This window comes from Candidatus Njordibacter sp. Uisw_056, from assembly GCF_047730085.1.
In the GTDB taxonomy this organism is placed as follows: domain Bacteria; phylum Pseudomonadota; class Gammaproteobacteria; order Pseudomonadales; family Balneatricaceae; genus Njordibacter.
In genome coordinates this window covers 1,291,252-1,312,914 of sequence record NZ_CP159830.1, presented here as the reverse complement: position 1 = coordinate 1,312,914, position 21,663 = coordinate 1,291,252, and the positions used below count along the sequence as shown (strand labels likewise).

The following is a 21,663-nucleotide window of genomic DNA, read 5'->3' as shown; positions in this document are numbered from 1 at the left end:
TCTAACTTATTTTGTCTATGCAGGCACCATTTTGCGTAGCACAAATTTTTGAATTTTACCTGTGGCTGTTTTAGGTAAAGACCCAAAAACGATGTGCTTGGGCACTTTAAAGCGCGCCATATTGTCTTTACAATAGCTAATCAACTCGTCAGCAGCAACAATAGCATCTGGTTTAAGGGTTATAAATGCACATGGGGTCTCTCCCCACTTTTCGTCAGGCCTTGCCACAACTGCAGCCTCAAGCACATCTGGGTGACTATAAAGTACTCCCTCAATTTCAATTGAAGAAATATTTTCCCCTCCGGATATGATGATATCTTTTGCTCGATCTTTAATTTCCATGTATCCATCTTCATGCCAAACAGCAAGATCTCCAGTACGGAACCAGCCACCATCAAAGGCTTCTGCAGTGGCTGTTGGGTTTTTAAGGTAACCTTTCATTACCATATTGCCTCGTAGGCATATTTCACCAATAGTCTCACCATCTTTGGGCACAGGCATCATAGTCTCTGTATTCATTACCTGATGGTCTTCTTGACCAGGACCACGCACACCCTGCCTAGACTTTAAAGCAGCCTGCTGTGGCTTCGATAAATGACCCCACAAGCCTGGCTGCCATTCACAAATAACACACGCTCCATAAGTTTCTGTCAGGCCATAAACGTGAGTAACTTCAAAGCCCAAGTCTTCCATGGCTTCAATCACTGCAGCCGGGGGTGCCGCACCTGCTGTCATCACTTTAACTTGGTGCTGAATCCCTTGTTTATATTGGTCATCCGCATTATTAATCATATTAAGCACGATTGGTGCACCACCAAAATGGGTCACTTTTTCTTGTCTAATAAGGTTAAGCATAATTTCTGGCTTTAAATGGCGAATAAAAACATTGGTTCCAGCTAATAATGCAGTAGCCCACGGAAAACACCAACCGTTACAATGAAACATGGGAACAACAGTCATAAAGGTTGGGAATTTGGGCATGTCCCAAGTAAAAGCCATGTTCATAGCCATTAAATAAGCCCCCCGGTGGTGGTAAACTACACCTTTAGGATTACCGGTGGTGCCCGATGTATAGTTTAGGCTAATAGCTTGCCATTCATCCTCTGGCATTTCCCACTGGCTGTCTTCATCCCCTTCTTCTAAAAGTGCTTCATAGGTTAGGTCTCCTATAAGTCGACCACCCTCAAACGTTGGATCATCTATATCCACTACCAACGGTTTTGCCTTGCACAAGGTCAGCGCTAGAGCAACTGTTTCAGAAAACTCACGATCTACAAACACGACTTTAGTTTCTGCATGATCAAAAATAAAACCAATAGTGGTTGCGTCTAAACGCGTATTAATGGCATTAAGTACCGCGCCTGCCATAGGAACACTATAGTGAGACTCAAACAACTCGGGCCCATTATGAGATACTACGGATACTGTGTCTCCCAAGCCAATGCCTCTATTTTTAAGTGCGCTAGCAATAGCACAAGAACGTTGATAAGTTTGTAACCAAGTGCGACGGACGTCGCCATAGACTTGAGCGTTTATGGATGGATACACCTCAGCGGCTCGTTTAAGCAACGATAAAGGTGAAAGACTTTGAAAATTAGCCTGATTCTTATCAAGATTAGTGTTGTACATAAGTGGCACCTAGCCTGTATTTAAACGGATTGCAGCATAACTAAAGAAATAGAATAGCACCAGCACCAGTACGCATTAGTCGGACATTAGCTCAAACGTTCAACAGCGTGCTGTAAACGCAGATCTAAGGGAGCACGAACATCGATTTTCTTCTCCGTGCTAGGGTCAACCAAACGTAATTGCGCTGCATGCAAAAATAGTCGATTTAATCCTAATTGGCGCTGCACCTGGTTTACTTCGTCTACCCCGTATTTAGGATCACCCACGATAGGATGGCCCATATGTTGACAGTGAACACGTATTTGATGAGTTCTACCGGTAATCGGTCTGGCCTCAATCAACGTAAACTGACCTAAACTTTGTAACACTCTATACCGAGTAATGCTGCGCTTACCCTCCTGAACCACACGCACCATACGTTCTCCAGATTGAACCACATTTTTCAATAGCGGTGCATCTACTTTTTGACAAGCCTTAGGCCAGCCACCAATCACCAAGGCTTGATAAACCTTGTCTATGCCACCATCCCTAAGTTGGGCATGAATAGCCCTTAAAGTTGAACGCTTTTTGGCCACCATAATGCAGCCCGATGTGTCTCTATCTAAACGATGAACTAGCTCCAAAGAACGCTCGTTGGGATAAAGCTGACGTAGGCTTTCTATCAGACCAAGGTTAATGCCACTGCCACCATGAACGGCTAATCCATGGGGTTTGTTAATAATCAATAGGCCCGGACTTTCATATAAAATCGCGTCACGTAACTGTTTTTCTAAGCCCTTGCCCACCGCGGCTGGCGTATTCGGCTCTGGCAGCTTAACCGGTGGAACTCGCACGATATCACCATCTTTTAACTTATAGTCAGGTTTAATTCTACCTTTATTGACTCGCACCTCTCCTTTCCTAACAATGCGGTAAATTAGGCTTTTGGGGGCTCCTTTAAGATGCGTCATTAAAAAATTATCAATACGCTGACCTGCTCTATCATCATCAATAGAGACAAATTTTACAGAAGTAGCGGTTAATGCAGGCGGAGGAGTCGGCTTTTGTGGCATAAATGAAAAACTAATGGCTTTATTAATTGCGGGCTAAGGGCCTGAATGGTAACATAGCAGCCACTGAAACTGACATTAAATCAGTTGTTGGGCAGAAAATTAATAGCCCCGTTCAGTTATCCAATTTTTAGGTGGGGCCTGACAATCCCAACCCGTTGATTTTGCCGTTAATGCCGAATGTATATGTGGCACCGCAAAATCCAAATGAAATAGGCTGTAACTCGGGGTATTCCCAGTTATTTAACGTAAAACCACCCGTTTTACCCAGTTACGGCGAATTAATTTATGCTTGGTGTTTAGGTGTAGATGTACCCTACCCATGGACCGGTCTGAAAAAGAATTACAGTGCTGAAGTGAGCACACGAAGGCAATAGCCAAATCAATAGAATAAACAGGGCCTTATTGAAGTTAAAGCAGGCTGCTGGTGAGTTAGTTTAAAGGCTAACCTATATGACTGATATTGTTAGTTAAAACAGACCATTAACATAATGTGAGCTGCCTAGTGCAGAGCATATTTATCCGAGAAGGTAACGGTTTCCTGCACCGTAAGGGCTTTTATTAGCCTCAGTACGCCCGTAAACATATTAATTGCCGTAGGGTAAATGGGTTTCAAGAAATTGAACACCATGAAAAGAATGCTAATTAATGCAACCCACTCTGAAGAGTTGCGCGTTGCTCTGGTCGACGGCCAGCGTATGTATGACCTAGATATTGAATCTGGAGCTCGTGAACAAAAGAAGGCCAATATTTATCGCGGCCGTATCACCCGGGTAGAACCAAGTTTAGAAGCTGCGTTTGTTGACTATGGCTCAGAACGTCATGGTTTCCTTCCTCTTAAAGAAATTTCTCGCGAATACTTCAAAGACCCTTCTCAAAGCGGTCGCTCAAGCATACGTGAGCTGGTTAAAGAGGGTCAGGAAATTGTAGTTCAAGTGGACAAAGAAGAACGTGGTAATAAAGGCGCTGCCTTAACCACATTTATCAGCCTTGCTGGCCGTTACCTAGTTTTGATGCCTAATAACCCCCGTGCTGGCGGCATTTCCCGTCGCATTGAAGGTGAAGAACGTTCTCAACTTCGCGAAGTAATGAATCAACTGACTGTTCCTGCTGAGTCGGGCGTCATTGTTCGTACCGCCGGTATTGGCCGCAGTGCTGAAGACATACAGTGGGATCTAGATTATCTACAGCAACTGTGGGAATCGATCACTGCCGCCTCTGACAAGCACGCGGCCCCCTTCTTAATTTACCAAGAAAGTAACGTGATTATTCGCGCAATGCGTGATTATTTACGCCAAGATATTGGCGAAGTATTGATCGACCAACCTAAGGTTTATCAAGATGTATTAACTTTTGTACAACAAGTTATGCCTAGTTATGAGAACAAAATAAAGTTCTATGACCAAGAAATTCCTTTATTCAATCGCTTCCAAATTGAATCTCAGATCGAAACTGCTTTCCAGCGTGAAGTAACCCTTCCCTCTGGCGGTGCTATAGTAATCGACCCAACAGAAGCGTTAGTGTCTATCGATATTAACTCAGCACGGGCCACTAAAGGCAGCGATATTGAAGAAACAGCATTAAACACTAACCTAGAAGCGGCAGAAGAAATTGCTCGCCAGTTACGTTTGCGTGACATGGGTGGTTTAGTTGTGATCGACTTTATTGACATGGGCCCAATGCGTAACCAACGCGCTGTGGAAAACAAACTACGTGACAGCTTAAAACTTGATCGTGCCCGCGTACAAGTCGGGCGTATTTCTCGTTTCGGCTTAATGGAAATGTCTCGCCAACGTTTGCGCCCCTCATTGGGTGAAACGTCAGGTATCGTCTGCCCACGCTGCAGTGGCCAAGGCAGTATTCGTGACGTTGCATCATTAGCCTTGTCTATTATTCGCTTAATCAATGAAGAAGCAAGCAAAGACCGCTCCGCTGAGATTCGGGTAGTATTACCAGTTAATATGGCAACCTACTTACTCAACGAGAAGCGAGCAGAGATTTTAGAAGTTGAAAAAACTGTTGGTGTTCGGGTAGTGATTATTCCAAACCCACAAATGGATACACCTCATTTTGAAGTGAGCCGCTTGCGAGACGACCATGAAGCAGCGCAGGCGAGTGAAACAAGTTATGAAATAGACTTGGTTCAACATCACTTTGACGCTAAGGAGTTTGATGCTAAAACCCCTCTAGCGATGGAAAAGCCAGCAGTGGAAAGCATTCAGCCAGCCAAACCAGCTCCAGAAACAGGAGCTACTGCATCTGCGCCAGTTAAAGCCAAAACCACTGCTGCAAAGCCTGCTAAAACCACAGGTTTAGGTGCCCGTATCTTGGGCGCCTTGGGCCGTTTAATTAATGGTGAGCCGAAAGCTAAAGTAGAAGAAAAACCACCGGTTAAAGCCTCAACTTCTCGTAATGAGTCACGTAACAGTTCTCGCAATAGCCAAAATCGGAACCAAAATGATGATCGTCGTCGTGGCCGCAATGGTAACAGACGCAATGAATCACGTGACGACAAGCGTAACGAAGCTAATACGGAGTCTCGTAACACGTCTCGTAGTGAAGCCAGTACCGAATCACGAAATGAAAGCCGGAACGAAGAGCGCAAGAACGACCGAAATACAGATGAGAAGCGCAACAACCGTCGCCAGGAGACTCGAAACAAGAGTCGCGAGCCTAAAGCTGTTGAAGCCATAGAAACTGCTACGCAGGCCCCTTCTTTGCCCGAGGAAGCTTATGAATCAAATGCCAACCGCACTCGTGATCAGAAGCGTCGTCGAGATCGTAACGGTAAGCGTAGCAACCCCAAACCACAAACTGATCAAAGCCTAGATGCAAATACCAGCGCAGTAACTGAAGAGGCCATAACCCCTGAAGTCATCACCCAAACTGAAGTTGCTCCTACCGAAGCAGTGATAGCTGACGTGGTTGAGACCAACTCTGAGACTGAAGCGGCACCTAAAAAAGAAACAGGCGATAAAAAAACTCGCCAACGTAAACCACGTGAACGCAAACCGAAGGAAGCTAAACCTACCGAAGCAGTCGTTGAAACCTCAATCGAAAGCCCGTCAGTACCTGCTGATGCAGCTGTGGAAAAGACTGTGGAAGTTGTTGAGGCAATAACTGAGAAAAAACCTGAGAGCCCTAGTGAGGTTGTCGCTGCACCGTCTGCTAAAGTTGTTGCTGACGTTAAGGTGGACGTTGCTAAAGAAGTTAAACCTGAAACCCTTGCAGAAGTTAAGGTTGAAGTTACAGTTGAAACTCCTAAAAAAACGTCACCAGTGAAAAAGACTGAAGCAGTAGTTGAGGCCCTAGTAGAAAAAGCCCCAGAAGTTGCGATTGACAAGGCGGTTGAAACTGAGGCGGCGGTTACGCTAGAAGAAATTAAGCCAGTGCCAACTAATGAAGCCACTGCACCGCGCTCTTCTCGCCCGCGTGCTCACAATGACCCACGTGAGAAGCGTCGCCGTGAAAAAGCTGCAGCTGAGCAAGACGCAGCTAAAGAAGGTTAAGTTACTTTATAGGTAAAACTCACCTCGGTTGTCAAACAACCGAGGCTCTACTTCTAATGTGACACCAAATTTTTTGGCCACGTCAACTTTTATTGTCTGAGCCAAATCTAATACGTCTTTGCCCGTAGCGACGCCTGAGCAGACCAAGACTAATGCTTGATGTTCGTGAACACCTACATCACCCTGCTTAAACCCTTTCCAACCTAACTGATCAATCAGCCAACCGGCCGCTAATTTGTGACCCTTGCCATCGATAGCGTAAGCGACGAGCCCCGGCCATTGTTGTGCTAATTTCTGTTTTTGGCTATCGCTCACTATGGGGTTTTTAAAAAAACTGCCAACATTGGGAACTTTTTTTGGATCTGGCAGCTTAGAACGACGGATATGGATCACTGCATCTCGTACCTGTTGCGGTGAGGCATTAGCTGCGAGCTCACCCGATAGCGACATAATGGTGTCTGCGATAATGCCATAACTAACTTGAGGCTGATTCCCATAGGTCAAGGAGAATTGAACTTGGGTAACAATCCAGCTTCGGTTACGTTTAAATACGCTATCTCTATAGCCAAACTCACAGTCTTTAGCTGCTAGTTCAAACGTGTCACCAGTATCAAAATTAAACACCTGCACAAGCTCAAGGCAGTGTTTTAGTTCTACACCATAAGCGCCAATGTTTTGAATGGGTGCAGCGCCTACCTGCCCTGGAATTAATGACAAATTTTCTAAGCCACTGGCTCCACGGGCAACTGATTCAGCAACAAGAAGGTCCCATTCATAACCCGCTTGCGCATTAACACTAAACGTCTTTGATATGCTTTGTTTCTCTTTCTCAACTGGCCAAAACACCTGATCCATCGCCATGAGCATGACTAAACCTTCAAAGTCTTGAGTAAGCACAAGGTTACTACCACCCCCTATTAGCAGCCAAGGGCAACATTTATCATGACAAAATTTTCGTGCTTGGCGTAAATCATCGAGACAGTTGATAGCAACAAAATATGCAGCTTCAACGTTTAAACTTAACGTATTGTAGGGTTTCAGGTTAACCCTGCGCTGCAATTCCATTAACTTTCCAGAGCCATTGAGGCAAGAAATTTTCGCATGTGTATTAAGTCTTCATAAGTGTCGACCCCAGCTGGCATTCCTTCTGGTGCTAAGTCTACATGAACACTTTCACCATGATGCAAGGCTCTGAGTTGTTCAAGGCTTTCAAGTGTTTCATAGCTTGCCTGCGGCCAAGCCACATAACGGTGTAAAAAACCTACACGATAGGCATAAAGTCCAATATGCCGCAGGTAAATATCCTCCGTTACACGTTTAGTGTCGGTGTCATTCCAGCTTCTATCCCATGGTAAAGGCGCCCGAGAGAAATACATGGCCATATTGGCTGCATTGCGCACCAGCTTCACTGCATTAGCATCAAATACTTGGGAAATATCTTCTATAGGTTCAGCTAAGGTGGCGATTGAGACATCAGCGTATTGTTCTAGGTTGTTGGCCACTTGATTGATTAAGTGTGGCGGTATTAGGGGTTCATCCCCTTGAACATTCACTACAATATGATCATCTGGCAACGCCAGATGAGCCACAACCTCCTGTAACCGATCAGTGCCCGTAACATGGTTCTCACGGGTCATAATTACCTTGTCACAAAACTCTTTTGCATGATTCTCAATATTTATATGGTCTGTCGCTATGTAGACCTGCGATGCTTCACTCTTGCATGCCTGCTGGTAAACTCGCTGAAGCATCGTTGTGCCACCAAGGTCTAGCAGAGGCTTGCCTGGCAGACGGCTTGAGTAAAACCGAGCTGGAATTATCACAGAAAAAGCCATTAAGCTTGCTTCTCTTCTTCAGTAAGGGGCCTTGCTTGTGCCTCCAATAAAACAGGAATACCTGCATCAATAGGATAAGCTAAACCACTGGCAGGACAAAAAAGTTCATTTGTCTGTGAATGGAAAAATAGTTGGCCATGGCTCACTGGGCAGGCAAGAACTTCTAATAATTTTTTATCCATGGGAATCCTTATTTATAGGGTGTAGTAGGTTATAAACCTAATTCTAACAACAGCGCATCTATTTGCGCAGGTGCAATAGTTAATGATTGAGTTGCATATAACCAAGGCTTTGGTGGCTCATTATTTTTAGCTTGGGCCCATGATCTACATTTAACAGCGTCTTTAGCTGTCATAATTAATTCGTGCTGTGGCAGATCATGTTCTTTAAATTGATAATGATCTGCATACCCTTTGCCATCAACGTCATATCCACGATGACGTAAGTCGTCAAAAAACCGTTTTGGATGGCCCACAGCAGCTACTGCAAACATTGGTTTTGCAACATCAGGCCAAGGCACAACTAAATCATCAAACACTCGCTTTAACTGGTCAAGTCTGGGGTGTAAGTGACACAATGTGTGCCCTTGCATATAGTGTTTTATGTTTGCGTTGATGGTGCTACTAGGCATGCCTGTAGTGAACACTTGATTCACCTGAGAAAGTTTGGTGGCCGGCTCCCTTAAAGGTCCAGCAGGAATGCATAAACCATTACCAATACCACGAGTTGCATCAAGCAAGCACCATTCTACATCACCTTTGATAGCGTTATGTTGCAAACCATCATCACTAATAACTAGATCAAATTGCTTTTGCTCTGCCAACCAAGCAATACTAGACTTTCTGCGCCAGCCTACCACTACGGGTACGCCGGTTAATTGACTCAATAATAGCGGTTCATCACCAACGGTATGAGCATTGTCTTCTGCAGTAACGCAGTGGGGTCCAGCACCAACCTTGCTGCCGTAGCCACGACTAATAATGGCACAGCGCAAACCTTTACTTTTTAACGCGGCAACAAGAGCTACTACCAGTGGCGTTTTGCCTGTACCTCCAACAGTAATGTTGCCAATAACTACTAGGGGAAGAAGGTTTTTTCCGAGCTTAGGCTGCCTATAAATATGCCAACTTCTAAGCCATAGGTACAGACAAGCCAAGGGCTGTAATAAGTATAACCACCAAGCCCCTCGATACCATGCGTTGAGTATTTTTTCAGTCACCTATGTTCCATATTAAGTCTGCGCTTAGCTTCACCTGGCCGTCATTTGGCATGGTTGCATACCGTGGCACCATACAGGCCTTTATCGGATCATTATAACCTACACCCCTGTGCTATCAAGTAATTATATATAGCACTTATGTAGAGCCTAATAAGCTGCCCCTTTAGGGCAAATATGGCATCACTTGGTAGCTGCCATTAGCTTCAAATATCGCCTGTATCTGCCCATGTCGGCCAGTATTGTACCAATGACTGCCATGGCGCCAATACGCGCTAGTTATATTTTTATGCGGATGCCCATATGAGTTATTTTTTCCTGCAGAAATTAATACGTAAGCAGGCATCACATGGTTTAAAAACTCTTTTGAAGACGATGTTTTACTGCCATGATGCGGTGCAATTAACACGTCACTAGCAAGGGACATTGCACCTAACTTCCCTGACAATTCCACTAAAATAGTTTCTGCCTTAGCTTCAATATCTCCAGCAATTAACACCTGGCGTCCAAATAACTTAAGTAATATGACACACGACGCGTTGTTGCCAGTTAAGCCATAATCAGCCAAGGCAATTTGGCGCCACATAAGAGGAGTATTGGCGTCTTCCCACAGGGCTTTCCAGCGGGTGCTAGTGCACCGACTTACATCTGCTGCTGACACAACCATTGCTTGCTCCCGTTTTGGTTTATGTTCAGAGGGCAATATTAAGCGCTTTACTAGCTGCTGTTGTAATAATGCATTTAAGCCGCCGCTGTGATCCATATCCCAGTGACTGATAACTAATACATCAAGCTGATTAACACCTTGACCTAGCATCTCTGGCAAAATAACAGCATCCACTAAGTTAAATCCGCTGTGATAACGATTCCCAAGATCATACAACATATTGTGCTCACCTTGCCGAACCCAAACACTTAAACCTTGGCCTACATCCAACAAGGTGACAACAACCTTAGATTGACTATTGATAGACGTTTTAGGCGAATTATTAATAAGGGAGTTAAACACCACAAAGCCTATTAAAGGCATCAGTAAAATTAACACTGGCCAATGCCAGCGCCTAACAACCAAACAAAGGCACCCTATAATGAAGGCTGACACAAAGCTCTCCATTGGTAACCAACCAACAAACACCTGCGACCAAGTAATACCTGCAACGGCCTCCAGACCTTGCCACAATGAAACTAAAGTAAAGTCTATACCTGCGAACACAAAGTCAGGAAGAGCGAACATAGTGCTGATAAGACTCACCAGTAATAAGGCAGGAATGAGAAACACACTAAAAACGGGAACTAAGATAATATTGACTAAAGGGCCAACAACACTGACATAACCAGTGCTCAGGGCAATAATAGGTACCAATAACAAAGATAAGGCACCTTGAGCTGCGACTAATTTTATAACCCTATGCCACCATTGTTGGCTGGCAGACTGGTACCACACCAAACCTAAGGCGAATACAGCAACATATGATAACCAAAAGCCTAAACGTGTGGCACTAATAGGTTGTAAAATAAGGGTGATGAAAAACGCCGTATATAATCGTTGACTAAAGCTGAGTTTCAAACCCCATATAGCGCCCCACATTAATCCCAATAACATGATAACCGCTCGCTGCGCAGGTAATCCAAAACCACTTAATAGCGCAAAAACTAGTGCTGCGCAAAGCCCTACCCAAACACCAACTTGAAGGCCAAAACTACTGCGAATACCCAAAGGTAATATTAATAAACGTATTAGAAACATCATTAACACTGCCACTAAACCTACATGCAAACCAGAAATTACCATCAAATGAGTTGTGCCAGTGGCTGACAATACCTGCCATTGTTTTTTTGTTAGCGCTGAACTCTGTCCAAGCACAAGAGCACCCCACAAACTAACCGACTGAGCGGACATAGACTTAGCTTCTGTAAAACTTTGCAGTGTCTGCCATAACCTTTGACGCACTTGCTCCAGTTGCAGATTTGGCCAGTTTAAGCGACTGCAAGAGCCTCCAGTAAAAAGCCACTGCTTAACATAACCAGACGCCGTTTGGCCCTCTAACTGGGTCCACCGAAAGTAATCGTAAGAATGGTAGTTATGATAATTTTTTGCGTTTTTTAACCGCACAATTAATTCTACTTTTTGACCAATTAAACCCGCCAAGCCTAGTGCGGAATCTAGTCCTTTAAGTTGCGGTTGTGCAGCATTCGCATAGGGATAGACACTCACTTTTACTGATCCCGGCAGGGGTTTAGGCATAGCCTTGTATACAGGTTTAATACGTTTATTTAGTTGCAATAGAGGAACACTAATTTGTGCGTCAGTTAGCACTAGACTAAGGCCAACACGGGTCGATTTTATCTTTGAAACACAGGCGTTGATAAGTAGGTCTTTACCAGTCCACGGATGGGGAAACTGGCTATAAGTTAGATGATACTGGCCTGCACTAGCTAGTATAAATGTGGCCAAGCATAAAGCTGCTTTACCACGGGCATAGGGAACCAAAAGTGCAACTGACAACACGGTAACAAGGTAAAGGCTATTTACAACACTAAATTCAGACCAACCTAGACACCAAAACAGCAATAAAAATAAACTATTGATATACATAATGTCTCATCCCTGAGCCCGCGAAGCCTTGGCTTAGCGTGTATATAAGCGCATAATCAACAGGTAAGGCGTGCGCCTAAAAACTCCTTACCTGCCACTCCTATTAAGGTTAGACCATGCCACGGAAGTTTTTTAAACGTATTAGCCCAGATCCAAAAAAACTCAGCCAATACCAGTCACTTGGTTGGTTAAATAGTTTAATGCATGATACTCAACTATGGGGATTTAAACGATCAAGTGTTGCGAAGGGCTGCGCCATCGGCATTTTTTGCTGCATGATACCAATGCCACTACAAATGTTATTAGCGGCCGCTATTGCATTAATTTGGCGAGCTAACATACCGTTGTCTGTGGCATTAGTTTGGATTAGTAATCCACTGACTATGCCACCGATGTTATACGCAAACTATAAGCTTGGCACCTGGATATTACAAACGCCAAGCTATCAGTTAGACTTTGAATGGTCTAAAAGCTGGTTGCTTGATCAACTGCACATGTTATGGAAGCCGCTTTATACAGGCTCTTTTACTAGCGGCTTCGTTTTAGCTGTGATTGCGTTTTTTACTGTGCAACTTCTTTGGAGCTGGAAGGTTAAACGTAACTGGCTTAAGCGTAAGCGTTAACTCAATAGCTTTCCATCTTGCAACCTTAACTGTGAATCCAACTGGCTTGCTAGTTCTAGGTCATGGGTAACCGCAATAAATGCAGTACCAAGGTCTATTTGTAACTGTTTGAGTAAAGCTAATATTTGTTGCGCATTATGTCTATCCAAATTACCAGTAGGTTCATCCATTAGTAAACATGCGGGTTCATTGATTAGCGCACGGGCGATAGCAACACGTTGACGCTCACCACCAGATAAAGCCCCGGGCCGATGGTTAGTACGATCACCTAAGCCTACTCTTTTTAACATTGCCTCCGATTTTTTTTCTGCCATGCTTGGTGCATTGCCTGCCATAATATGAGGCAGCATTACATTTTCTAAGGCGCTAAACTCAGCTAATAAATGGTGGAACTGGAAAACGAAACCGAGCCGTTGGTTACGCAGTTTAGCCGCTTGGTTGCCACCTAAGTTAGACAAGCACTCACCAGCAACAAATACTTCTCCAGCATCAGGTTGCTCTAGACCAGCTAACAGCTGCAGCAAGGTACTTTTGCCAGACCCTGAACTACCAATGATAGCCATACTTTGACCATGGGCTAGCTGCAATTGCAAATCGTTTAACACGTCTACCTGCCGCTCACCATCCTTGAACGACTTGGTTAAACCAGAGGCCTCTAGAACCCAATTACTCATAACGCAGCACCTCTGCTGGCTCTACTTTTGATGCTCGCCAAGCCGGATAAAGTGTCGCCAAGACACATAGGATAAAAGAGCCAATACTTATAATTAATACATCTTCTAACTTAACCTGAGAAGGAAAGTAACTAATAAAATAAACATCAGCACTAAGAACTTTAAAGCCAAACAATTGTTCAGCCCAGTCAACAATGCGGGTTACATTGAGCGCCATAACAACGCCTATAAAAGTCCCAAGCAAAGTCCCCAGAAAACCGATAATACTGCCTTGAACAATAAATATACCCATCACATCTCTTTGGCTTGCCCCTAGGGTTCTAAGAATGGCGATGTCAGCTTGTTTCTCAACCACAAGCATTACTAGGGTAGACACAATATTGAACGCTGCTACAGCAACCACAAGCATTAATAACAAACCCAACATGCGTCGTTCCAACTGAATGGCTTGAAATAAACTACCATGGGTTCGTGTCCAGTCACTGGTCCAGTATTGACCTGGTAATTGGGATGCAACTTGTTTTGCTTTCTCTGGTGCAGTAAATAAATCATCTAACTTCAAACGCAAACCTTCTGCCCCACCCCCTAAACGTTTAAGCTTACTGGCATCAGCAATATGCATAATAGCCAAATTAGCATCTAGCTCTGCACCAACTTTAAAAATACCAACCAAGGTAAAACGTTTTAGCCGAGGTATAATGCCTGCGACTGTTAACGATGCTTCAGGCAAAAATAAAGTCACTTTATCGCCTAGCCTTGCTCCAAGTTGACGTGCTAAAAGATCGCCCATAAGAATATTAAACTGCCCAGCCTTTAGGTCAGACACAGACCCATAGGTCATATGGTTTGGCAATATCGACACTCTAGATTCAGCCTCTGGTTCAATACCATGTAACAACACCGGTTGTATTCTGCCACGATTATTGAACATACCTTGGCCATGAACAAAAGGAGCCACACCAACAACACCTTCAACCTGCATTGCTACCTCAGCAGGTTGTTGCCAATCCATTATAGGTTCAGATGTTTGCACAGTTGCATGGGGGACCATGCCCAAAATGCGCTTTCGTAGCTCTTGATCAAAGCCATTCATTACTGACAATACGAGTATGAGTACCGTCACACCTAGAACTAGGCCCAACATAGAGATTAGCGAGATGAAGGAAATGAAGTGATTCTGCCGCTGAGCTCGGATATATCTTAGGCCAACAGTCAAAGCGATGGATTGAAACATAAGTTTCCTAATGGGATAAAAAAACCTGCCAGATCAAATGATGGCAGCTTTAGTAAGTGTTGATTAGTGATTAACCTGCCGCGCTCTATTAAGTCCCAATTGAGCAGCTACACGGTATGCTTCTGCCATAGTGGGAAAATTAAAGGTATTGTTTACAAAATACTCAATTGTATTAGCATCGCCTTTTTGGTTCATAATGGCTTGACCGATATGAATAATTTCTGAGGCTCTGTCACCAAAGCAGTGAATACCTAGAATTTCATAGGTTTCACGGTTAAATAAAATCTTCAGCATACCGACCACTTCACCACTAATTTGTGCACGTGCAAGATCTTTAAAAAAGGCTTGCCCCACTTCATAAGGAACTTTTTCTGCGGTAAGTTGTTCTTCCGTTTTACCTAAGGAACTGATCTCTGGAATTGTATAAATACCTGTTGGAACATCATCTACAAATCGAAAGCCAGGTAGACCCAGCAAGTCTGTGGCTGCTGAACGGCCCTGATCATAGGCAGCTGAAGCCAAACTTGGCCAACCTACTACGTCACCCGCTGCGTAAATGCCTTCTACGTTAGTTTGATAGCGTTGGTCAATTTCTAACTGGCCACGGCTGTTAGTTTGGATCCCAAGGTTTTCTAAGCCAATACCTTTAGTATTACCAGAACGCCCATTACAGAACAATAGCATATCTGCACGAATACGCTTGCCAGACTCAAGCTCTATAGATACTGAGGTTTCGTCAGCCGTAACAGCCTTATAGGTTTCATTGTGGCGTATGCGCACGCCATTATTGCGCAGATGATAGCTCAAAGAGTCTGAAATCTCGACGTCAAGGAATTCTAGCAGGTTAGCACGGTTATCGACTAATTCAACTCTCACACCCAAACCAGCAAAAATAGACGCATATTCAGAACCCACGACACCGGCACCATAGATAATCAATGTGCGTGGTGTGTGCTCTAAGTTAAGTACGGTGTCGCTGGTATAAATACGCGGGTGGGAAAAGTCTACATCATCTGGTTCATAAGGGCTGGAACCAGTGGCAATAACGGCCTGATCGAAGCGTAAATTTTCGTTAGTCTCATTGCCCAATATTTCAATATTATTGCGATCTAAAAAACGGGCAAAACCAAAGAAAACGTCTACTCGGTTACGGGCATAAAACTGCGTATGGAGCATTACTTGTTTCGCAATTACTTCACTGGCTGTTTTTAGCACCTGAGGGAAAGAGAAGTTGTTAGGTTCTCCAATGGCACGGAACATAGGGTTAGTATTAAACTCAATGATCTGCTTAACAGCGTGGCGTAAAGCCTTAGACGGAATAGTGCCTTTATGAGCACAACCACCACCCACTTGATCACGCATTTCTACAACTGCTACCTTACGACCGAGTTTAGCCGCGTTAATCGCTGCAGCCTCTCCTGCTGGTCCGGTACCAATAACTACTAGATCATAATCATAATCTGCCATGTTGTTTTCTCTGTACTACTAAATTTTTGTTCGTTGACTAAACAGTGATTAGTGTCTATCGGCCCACGTCATAACTAATATCATCCACTTTATTATGCGCAAGCTTATCCGCTTTGATCGTCTTTTGCTGTTCTGTATCGCACACTTCTGGGTCGCCTTTGCACACGTCACATGCCACGTCCATACCTAAAGCCGTCATGCCGCCACAAGAACCTGCTATAGGCTTACGTCCCATCAACACCCCGACGGCCATACCGGCAACAATAAGGATTAAAACAATAAAAGATAACATCATGGTTTGCATTTAATTCTCCAAATAATCTTTAAAGCCGGCAGTAGATCGCGCTACAAAACCTTGGTCTTGTTTCATTATAAAGTAAGCCGGTACTTGATGCATAGTTGCCCAAGCCACTCCTTGTTCGTCACCCATTACCATCAGAGCCGTCGCCAAAGCATCTGCCCTGGCAGCACTTGCATCAACCACCGTAACAGATGCTAAATTGTGCGTAACAGGCCTTAACGTACTAGGGTCTAACGTATGAGAGTAACGTACGCCATCTTGCTCATAATAATTACGGTAGTTACCAGACGTTGCAACAGCCATATTATTAACTTTAACTACCTGATAAATTTGTCGTGCATCTTCAGAAGGTGTTTCTATGGCAATGCGCCAAAGTGACCCATCGGGTTTTTTACCATGGGCACGCAACTCTCCCCCTACCTCAACAAGGTAGTCATTTAACTCGTGCAGCTCTAACCATCTAGCCACAGCGTCAACACCATAGCCTTTAGCGATTGCAGACAGGTCAATAGCACTGTCTGCGAGCTTTAACATGGCTGGTGGTTGCTGTTGCACCTTTATAAATTGATAGCCCACTACTGACCTTAGCTTGTCGAGGGCATCTTGACTTGGAATATTTTTCGGTAAAGGGTCTGGTCCAAAGCCCCACAAGTTGACTAGTGGGCCAACAGTAATATCAAAAGCACCATTGGTTTGTTCACTCAAATCGAGGGATTGAGCCACTAAGCTGGCCATTTCTGCGGGTACTTTATGCCATTCATTAACAGCTGCACCATTAAAACCACTTAGATCAGAGGCATCCATGTAGGTCGACATACTCGACTCTACCCTGCTTAATTCTGCTGCCACTCCATTGGCAACATGATCATAGTCACTGTTATCTGGACTCACCCACTTTACAGTATAACTTGTACCCATGGACAAGCCAGTAATGGCATTAATTTCTGGTTCTTCAGACGCGGAACAGCCTGGCAATATGGCAAGCATTAACGCACACCACACAGTCAGGCTGATTTTTTTCACAAGGTTTAGGTTATCCGCCAAAATCATCCAACAGAATATTTTCCTCTTCTACTCCTAAATCCTTCAGCATTTGCACCACAGCCGCATTCATCATTGGAGGTCCACACATGTAAAACTCACAATCTTCTGGTGCATCATGGTCTTTCAGGTAATTTTCAAACAATACATTATGAATAAAACCTGTAAGTCCGTCCCAGTTGTCCTCTGGCTGTGGGTCAGAAAGAGCTAAATGCCATTCAAAGTTGTCATTTTCTGCCGCTAGGGAATCATAATCTTCCCCGTAGAATGCTTCACGCATACTGCGTGCGCCGTACCAAAAAGATGTCTTGCGAGTCGAGTTTAAGCGTTTAAGTTGATCAAAAATAAGTGACCGCATCGGCGCCATGCCGGCACCACCACCAATAAAGATCATTTCGGCTTCAGTTTCTTTAGCAAAGAACTCACCAAACGGGCCATAGACATTCATCTTATCGCCTGGCTTCAAATTAAATACGTATGAAGACATCTTGCCAGCGGGTATGCCATTACTGCCTGGAGGGGGTGAAGCAATGCGAATATTAAACTTAACTACACCTTGTTCTTCTGGGTAGTTCGCCATAGAGTATGCACGCACAGTGGGTTCATTAACCACAGACTTATGTTGCCAAACATTAAACTTGTCCCAATCCCCCCGATATTCCTCTTCAATATCAAAGGTCTTATAGTCTATAGAATGCGCTGGGCATTCTAGCTGAACATAGCCACCTGCGCGGAAATCCACACTCTCACCTTCAGGCAAACGCAATGTTAGCTCTTTAATAAAGGTGGCAACGTTGGGGTTAGATTCAACAGTACATTCCCATTGTTTCACACCAAATACGTCTTCTTCAACTTCAATCGCCATGTCTTGTTTAACAGCAACCTGACACGATAGACGCCAGCCATCTTTTGCTTCACGCATAGTAAAGTGGCTTTCTTCAGTGGCCAACATAGAACCGCCACCGTCTTTAATAACACAACGACATTGGGCACACGTACCACCACCACCGCATGCTGAGGCTAAAAAGATGCCGTGGGCAGAAAGAGTTTGCAGTAACTTGTCACCGGCCGGAACCGTGATGGCCTTTTCTGGATCATCGTTAATAGAAATGGTTACAGCACCAGAACTCACAAGCTTGGCACGAGCAACTAAAATGACCGCTACCAAGGAGAGGACCACTGCGGTAAACATTAATACACCGAGGGTAATTTCATTATTCATACATCGATACCTTTTCTAGTGCGTTTTAAAGTTGGATGCCAGAGAAAGACATAAAACCAAGTGACATTAAACCTACAGTCACAAAGGTAATGCCCAGCCCACGCAAACCTGCGGGTACGTCTGAGTACTTTAGTTTTTCACGAATACCTGCAAGAGTCGCTATAGCTAATGCCCAGCCAACACCTGCACCCATGCCGTAAACCACTGATTCTCCGAAGTTATAATCCCGCTCAACCATGAACAGTGCGGCACCCATGATGGCGCAGTTAACTGTGATCAAAGGTAGGAACACACCCAAGGCGTTGTACAATGCTGGCATGTATTTGTCGAGCAACATTTCCATAATTTGTACGATGGCAGCAATAACACCAATGTAAGAAATTAAACCTAAGAAGCTTAGATTCACTTCTGGCAAGCCTGCCCATGCAAGGGCCCCATCAGCTAACAAATAGGTGTAGATAAGGTTGTTGACTGGCACGGTGATGGTGAGAACAGCAATTACTGCAATACCAAGGCCAATAGCTGTTTTAACTTTCTTAGAAATAGCCAAGAAAGTACACATGCCCAAAAAGAATGCCAAGGCCATGTTCTCTACGAACACAGCTTTAACAAATAGGCTTAAATAATCTTCAATCATTGTTTCAGATCCTATTTAGTGTGCGAGGCAATTTTGTATTCTGCTGGTTCAACCTGATCAATCTTCGCATTACGAAGTAACCAAATAAAACCGCCAATCACAAAGAACGCACTTGGCGGCAGCAGCATGAGGCCGTTGGAGTAGTACCAGCCACCATTGGTTACCAATGGTAGAATTTCAAAACCAAATAAACTACCAGAGCCAGTCAGTTCTCGCACTGTAGCCACAAACAACAATACAATTGAGTAACCTAACCCGTTACCTATGCCATCAAAGAAAGATGGAATCGGCGGGTTTTGCATAGCAAATGCTTCTGCGCGCCCCATAACAATACAGTTAGTGATAATTAAACCAACAAATACCGAAAGCTGCTTACTCACTTCATAGGCGTATGCCTTGAGCACCTGGTCTACTACAATAACTAAGGACGCGATTATAATCATCTGTACGATAATACGGATGCTGCTAGGCACTTGGTTACGGATTAAAGCAATAAAGAAGTTAGAGAACGCAGTTACAACAGTCAGTGCAATACACATAACAATAGTAACATTCAAACTACTAGTTACTGCTAGCGCAGAACATACACCCAAAATTTGCAAGGCAATGGGGTTGTTAGTAAAGATTGGTCCTAACAAAATTTCTCTTGTCTTCGACATGATTATGCCTCCCCTGCTTTAAGCTTAGATAAGAAAGGTGCAAAGCCATTTTCGCCCAACCAGAATTTAACTAAGTTAGTTACGCCGTTACTCGTTAGAGTAGCACCCGCTAGGCCGTCTACTTTATACAAATCACTCGCTGCAGCCTTTCCCTTGATTAAACCAATGGCCGGCGTATAAGAATCGTCAGCGTAGACTTTCTTGCCAGGCCACAAGGCTTTCCATTTAGGGTTGTCTATTTCACCGCCTAACCCTGGTGTTTCAGCATGCTCATAAAAGCCTAAGCCAGCAACGGTGTTTAAATCACTTTCTAGGGCAATGAAGCCATAAAGCGTAGACCATAAACCATACCCGTGGATAGGCAAAATGATGCGTTCGATACCCTGCTCACCTTCGACCAAATAAACAGTGCTATATAATGACTGCTTACGAATGCTGGCAATATCTTGCTCACGAGTTAACGCGCGAGCTTTTGAGGGGTCTTTAGCGGCTTTACGCATGTTATATGACATTACATCTTCGTCAGTACTAAATTCGCCTGTGCGCATATCAACTAACTTAGGTGTGATGGTTGCAAAAGCTGTTTCTAGATCACCATTAACTACTTCAATACCTGCAGCAGCCAAAATGTTCATTTTCTTTTCGTTGACCGCATTTTCTTGCTGCTTGCCTCGCAACATAACAGCCGCAGCCGAAACAATCACAGAACAAACCACACAAAGAACCAAAGCCACTATCACAGTGCGTGATACAGAATCTTTTGAATTAGACATTACGTGCTACCCTCCGCTTAATATTTGCTTCGGTGACATAGTAGTCAATCAAAGGCGCAAATAAGTTGGCAAACAAAATGGCCAACATTATACCTTCAGGGAAAGCTGGGTTAAGTACTCGAATTAACACCACCATGACACCGATTAACATACCAAAGTACCACTTACCAGTGTGGGTCATGGACGAAGACACAGGGTCCGTGGCCATGAAGATCATACCAAAAGCAAAACCGCCCACAACTAAGTGCCAGTAAAATGGTAAAGCAAATAGTGGATTAGTATCAGAGCCAATAAAGTTAAGCAGTGAACTCATTGCAATCATACCTACCATAACACCAGCAACAATACGCCAGGCAGCAATACGAGTCCAAAGAAGCACTGCACCACCAGCAAAAATAGCTAATGTTGACACTTCACCTACAGAGCCTTGAATATTGCCAATAAAGGCATCTGCCCAAGTAATGCCAGCATCTGCTAAGGCTGCAACTCCACCCATGTTAGCTAGGCCTAGTGCCGTTGCACCAGAGAAGCCATCAACTGCAGTCCACACAGCATCACCAGACATTTGTGCTGGGTAGGCAAAGTATAAGAACGCACGCCCCGTGAGAGCTGGGTTCAAGAAGTTCATTCCCGTACCACCAAATACTTCCTTACCCACAACAATACCAAAGGTAATACCTAGAGCAGCCTGCCATAAGGGAATGTCAGGTGGCAGGATTAAGGCAAATAGCACGGATGTAACGAAGAAGCCTTCATTTATTTCATGGCCTCGTACAGAGGCAAATAAAACCTCCCAGAAACCACCAACCACAAACACAACCAAATACACCGGAAGCCAATATGAGGCACCCAGCATCATGTTATCCCACACACTTGCTGCATCAAAACCAGCAGTAGCAGCAACAAAGCTGCCTCGCCAGCCCTCAGCTTGAGCAATGCCCATAGATTCCATAGCAGTATTAGCTTGAAAACCTAAGTTGTACATGCCAAAAAACATGGCTGGAAACGTACACAACCAAACGGTGATCATCATACGCTTGAGGTCTATACCATCACGGACGTGTGCACCACTTTTAGTGACATAACCTGGGGTGTAAAAAATAGTGTCTGCCGCTTCATACAAAGCATAAAACTTTTCGTACCTACCACCTTTGTGGAAGTGGGGCTCCATGGAATCTAAAATGCTGCGTAAACTCAT

At 44.2% G+C, this 21,663-nt stretch carries 19 protein-coding genes; 2 read left to right on the top strand and 17 right to left on the bottom strand.

Annotation, left to right across the window (positions count from 1 at the left end; genetic code table 11):
• Positions 1-15 precede the first annotated feature (15 nt).
• Together ABXT60_RS06400 and rluC are read right to left on the bottom strand one after the other, a co-directional pair.
• Positions 16-1,629: an acyl-CoA synthetase gene (locus tag ABXT60_RS06400; protein ID WP_443631906.1), complete on the bottom strand. Its 1,614-nt coding sequence runs from the start codon at positions 1,627-1,629 to the stop codon at positions 16-18.
• An 86-nt stretch (positions 1,630-1,715) separates the two neighbouring features.
• A complete protein-coding gene (gene rluC / locus ABXT60_RS06395; protein ID WP_046483533.1) occupies positions 1,716-2,681 on the bottom strand; it encodes a 23S rRNA pseudouridine(955/2504/2580) synthase RluC in 966 nt (321 codons plus the stop codon).
• 626 nt (positions 2,682-3,307) lie between these two features.
• Between rluC and rne the strand changes: the two genes are divergently transcribed.
• Positions 3,308-6,187 (top strand): ribonuclease E, encoded by a 2,880-nt coding sequence (rne, locus tag ABXT60_RS06390; RefSeq protein WP_443631905.1) that lies wholly within the window; start codon positions 3,308-3,310, stop codon positions 6,185-6,187.
• A gap of 6 nt (positions 6,188-6,193) precedes the next feature.
• Here the strand turns inward: rne and murB are convergent, their stop codons facing one another.
• The 5 genes from murB to ABXT60_RS06365 form a co-directional block, all read right to left on the bottom strand.
• Positions 6,194-7,252, bottom strand: a complete 1,059-nt coding sequence (gene murB, locus ABXT60_RS06385; protein WP_443631904.1) for a UDP-N-acetylmuramate dehydrogenase — start codon at positions 7,250-7,252, stop codon at positions 6,194-6,196.
• Positions 7,252-8,022 carry a 3-deoxy-manno-octulosonate cytidylyltransferase gene (kdsB, locus tag ABXT60_RS06380; protein ID WP_443631903.1) on the bottom strand — a complete coding sequence of 257 codons (771 nt, stop codon included), beginning with the start codon at positions 8,020-8,022 and terminating at the stop codon, positions 7,252-7,254. Before kdsB ends, murB begins: the two co-directional genes overlap by 1 nt.
• A complete protein-coding gene (locus ABXT60_RS06375; RefSeq protein ID WP_046483356.1) occupies positions 8,022-8,204 on the bottom strand; it encodes a Trm112 family protein in 183 nt (60 codons plus the stop codon). Before ABXT60_RS06375 ends, kdsB begins: the two co-directional genes overlap by 1 nt.
• A gap of 29 nt (positions 8,205-8,233) precedes the next feature.
• Positions 8,234-9,241 (bottom strand): tetraacyldisaccharide 4'-kinase, encoded by a 1,008-nt coding sequence (gene lpxK / locus ABXT60_RS06370; RefSeq protein ID WP_443631902.1) that lies wholly within the window; start codon positions 9,239-9,241, stop codon positions 8,234-8,236.
• A 163-nt stretch (positions 9,242-9,404) separates the two neighbouring features.
• Positions 9,405-11,834 carry a DNA internalization-related competence protein ComEC/Rec2 gene (locus ABXT60_RS06365; protein ID WP_443631901.1) on the bottom strand — a complete coding sequence of 810 codons (2,430 nt, stop codon included), beginning with the start codon at positions 11,832-11,834 and terminating at the stop codon, positions 9,405-9,407.
• Positions 11,835-11,950: 116 nt separating this feature from the next.
• Between ABXT60_RS06365 and ABXT60_RS06360 the strand changes: the two genes are divergently transcribed.
• On the top strand, positions 11,951-12,457 hold the full coding sequence (locus tag ABXT60_RS06360; RefSeq protein WP_443631900.1) for a DUF2062 domain-containing protein: 507 nt from the start codon (positions 11,951-11,953) through the stop codon (positions 12,455-12,457).
• Here the strand turns inward: ABXT60_RS06360 and ABXT60_RS06355 are convergent.
• From ABXT60_RS06355 to ABXT60_RS06310, 10 genes are all read right to left on the bottom strand, one after another.
• Positions 12,454-13,131 (bottom strand): ABC transporter ATP-binding protein, encoded by a 678-nt coding sequence (locus ABXT60_RS06355; protein ID WP_443631899.1) that lies wholly within the window; start codon positions 13,129-13,131, stop codon positions 12,454-12,456. The genes ABXT60_RS06360 and ABXT60_RS06355 overlap by 4 nt on opposite strands.
• A complete protein-coding gene (locus tag ABXT60_RS06350) occupies positions 13,124-14,365 on the bottom strand; it encodes a lipoprotein-releasing ABC transporter permease subunit (protein ID WP_443631898.1) in 1,242 nt (413 codons plus the stop codon). Before ABXT60_RS06350 ends, ABXT60_RS06355 begins: the two co-directional genes overlap by 8 nt.
• A 63-nt stretch (positions 14,366-14,428) precedes the next feature.
• Positions 14,429-15,832 carry a Si-specific NAD(P)(+) transhydrogenase gene (sthA, locus tag ABXT60_RS06345; protein ID WP_443631897.1) on the bottom strand — a complete coding sequence of 468 codons (1,404 nt, stop codon included), beginning with the start codon at positions 15,830-15,832 and terminating at the stop codon, positions 14,429-14,431.
• Between the two features lie 55 nt (positions 15,833-15,887).
• Positions 15,888-16,136 (bottom strand): (Na+)-NQR maturation NqrM, encoded by a 249-nt coding sequence (nqrM, locus tag ABXT60_RS06340; protein WP_443631896.1) that lies wholly within the window; start codon positions 16,134-16,136, stop codon positions 15,888-15,890.
• Entirely contained in the window at positions 16,137-17,120 is a 984-nt protein-coding gene (locus ABXT60_RS06335) for an FAD:protein FMN transferase (RefSeq protein WP_443631895.1), read from the bottom strand.
• A 46-nt stretch (positions 17,121-17,166) separates the two neighbouring features.
• The gene (gene nqrF / locus ABXT60_RS06330) at positions 17,167-18,396 is read right to left on the bottom strand and encodes an NADH:ubiquinone reductase (Na(+)-transporting) subunit F (RefSeq protein WP_443631894.1); all 1,230 of its coding nucleotides are present in this window, start codon (positions 18,394-18,396) and stop codon (positions 17,167-17,169) included.
• A gap of 25 nt (positions 18,397-18,421) precedes the next feature.
• On the bottom strand, positions 18,422-19,033 hold the full coding sequence (gene nqrE / locus ABXT60_RS06325) for an NADH:ubiquinone reductase (Na(+)-transporting) subunit E (protein ID WP_443631893.1): 612 nt from the start codon (positions 19,031-19,033) through the stop codon (positions 18,422-18,424).
• 11 nt (positions 19,034-19,044) lie between these two features.
• On the bottom strand, positions 19,045-19,692 hold the full coding sequence (locus ABXT60_RS06320) for an NADH:ubiquinone reductase (Na(+)-transporting) subunit D (RefSeq protein WP_046483321.1): 648 nt from the start codon (positions 19,690-19,692) through the stop codon (positions 19,045-19,047).
• A 2-nt stretch (positions 19,693-19,694) separates the two neighbouring features.
• Complete coding sequence (locus ABXT60_RS06315; protein WP_443631892.1) at positions 19,695-20,465, bottom strand: Na(+)-translocating NADH-quinone reductase subunit C; 771 nt, start codon at positions 20,463-20,465, stop codon at positions 19,695-19,697.
• Positions 20,458-21,663: an NADH:ubiquinone reductase (Na(+)-transporting) subunit B gene (locus tag ABXT60_RS06310; protein WP_443631891.1), complete on the bottom strand. Its 1,206-nt coding sequence runs from the start codon at positions 21,661-21,663 to the stop codon at positions 20,458-20,460. Before ABXT60_RS06310 ends, ABXT60_RS06315 begins: the two co-directional genes overlap by 8 nt.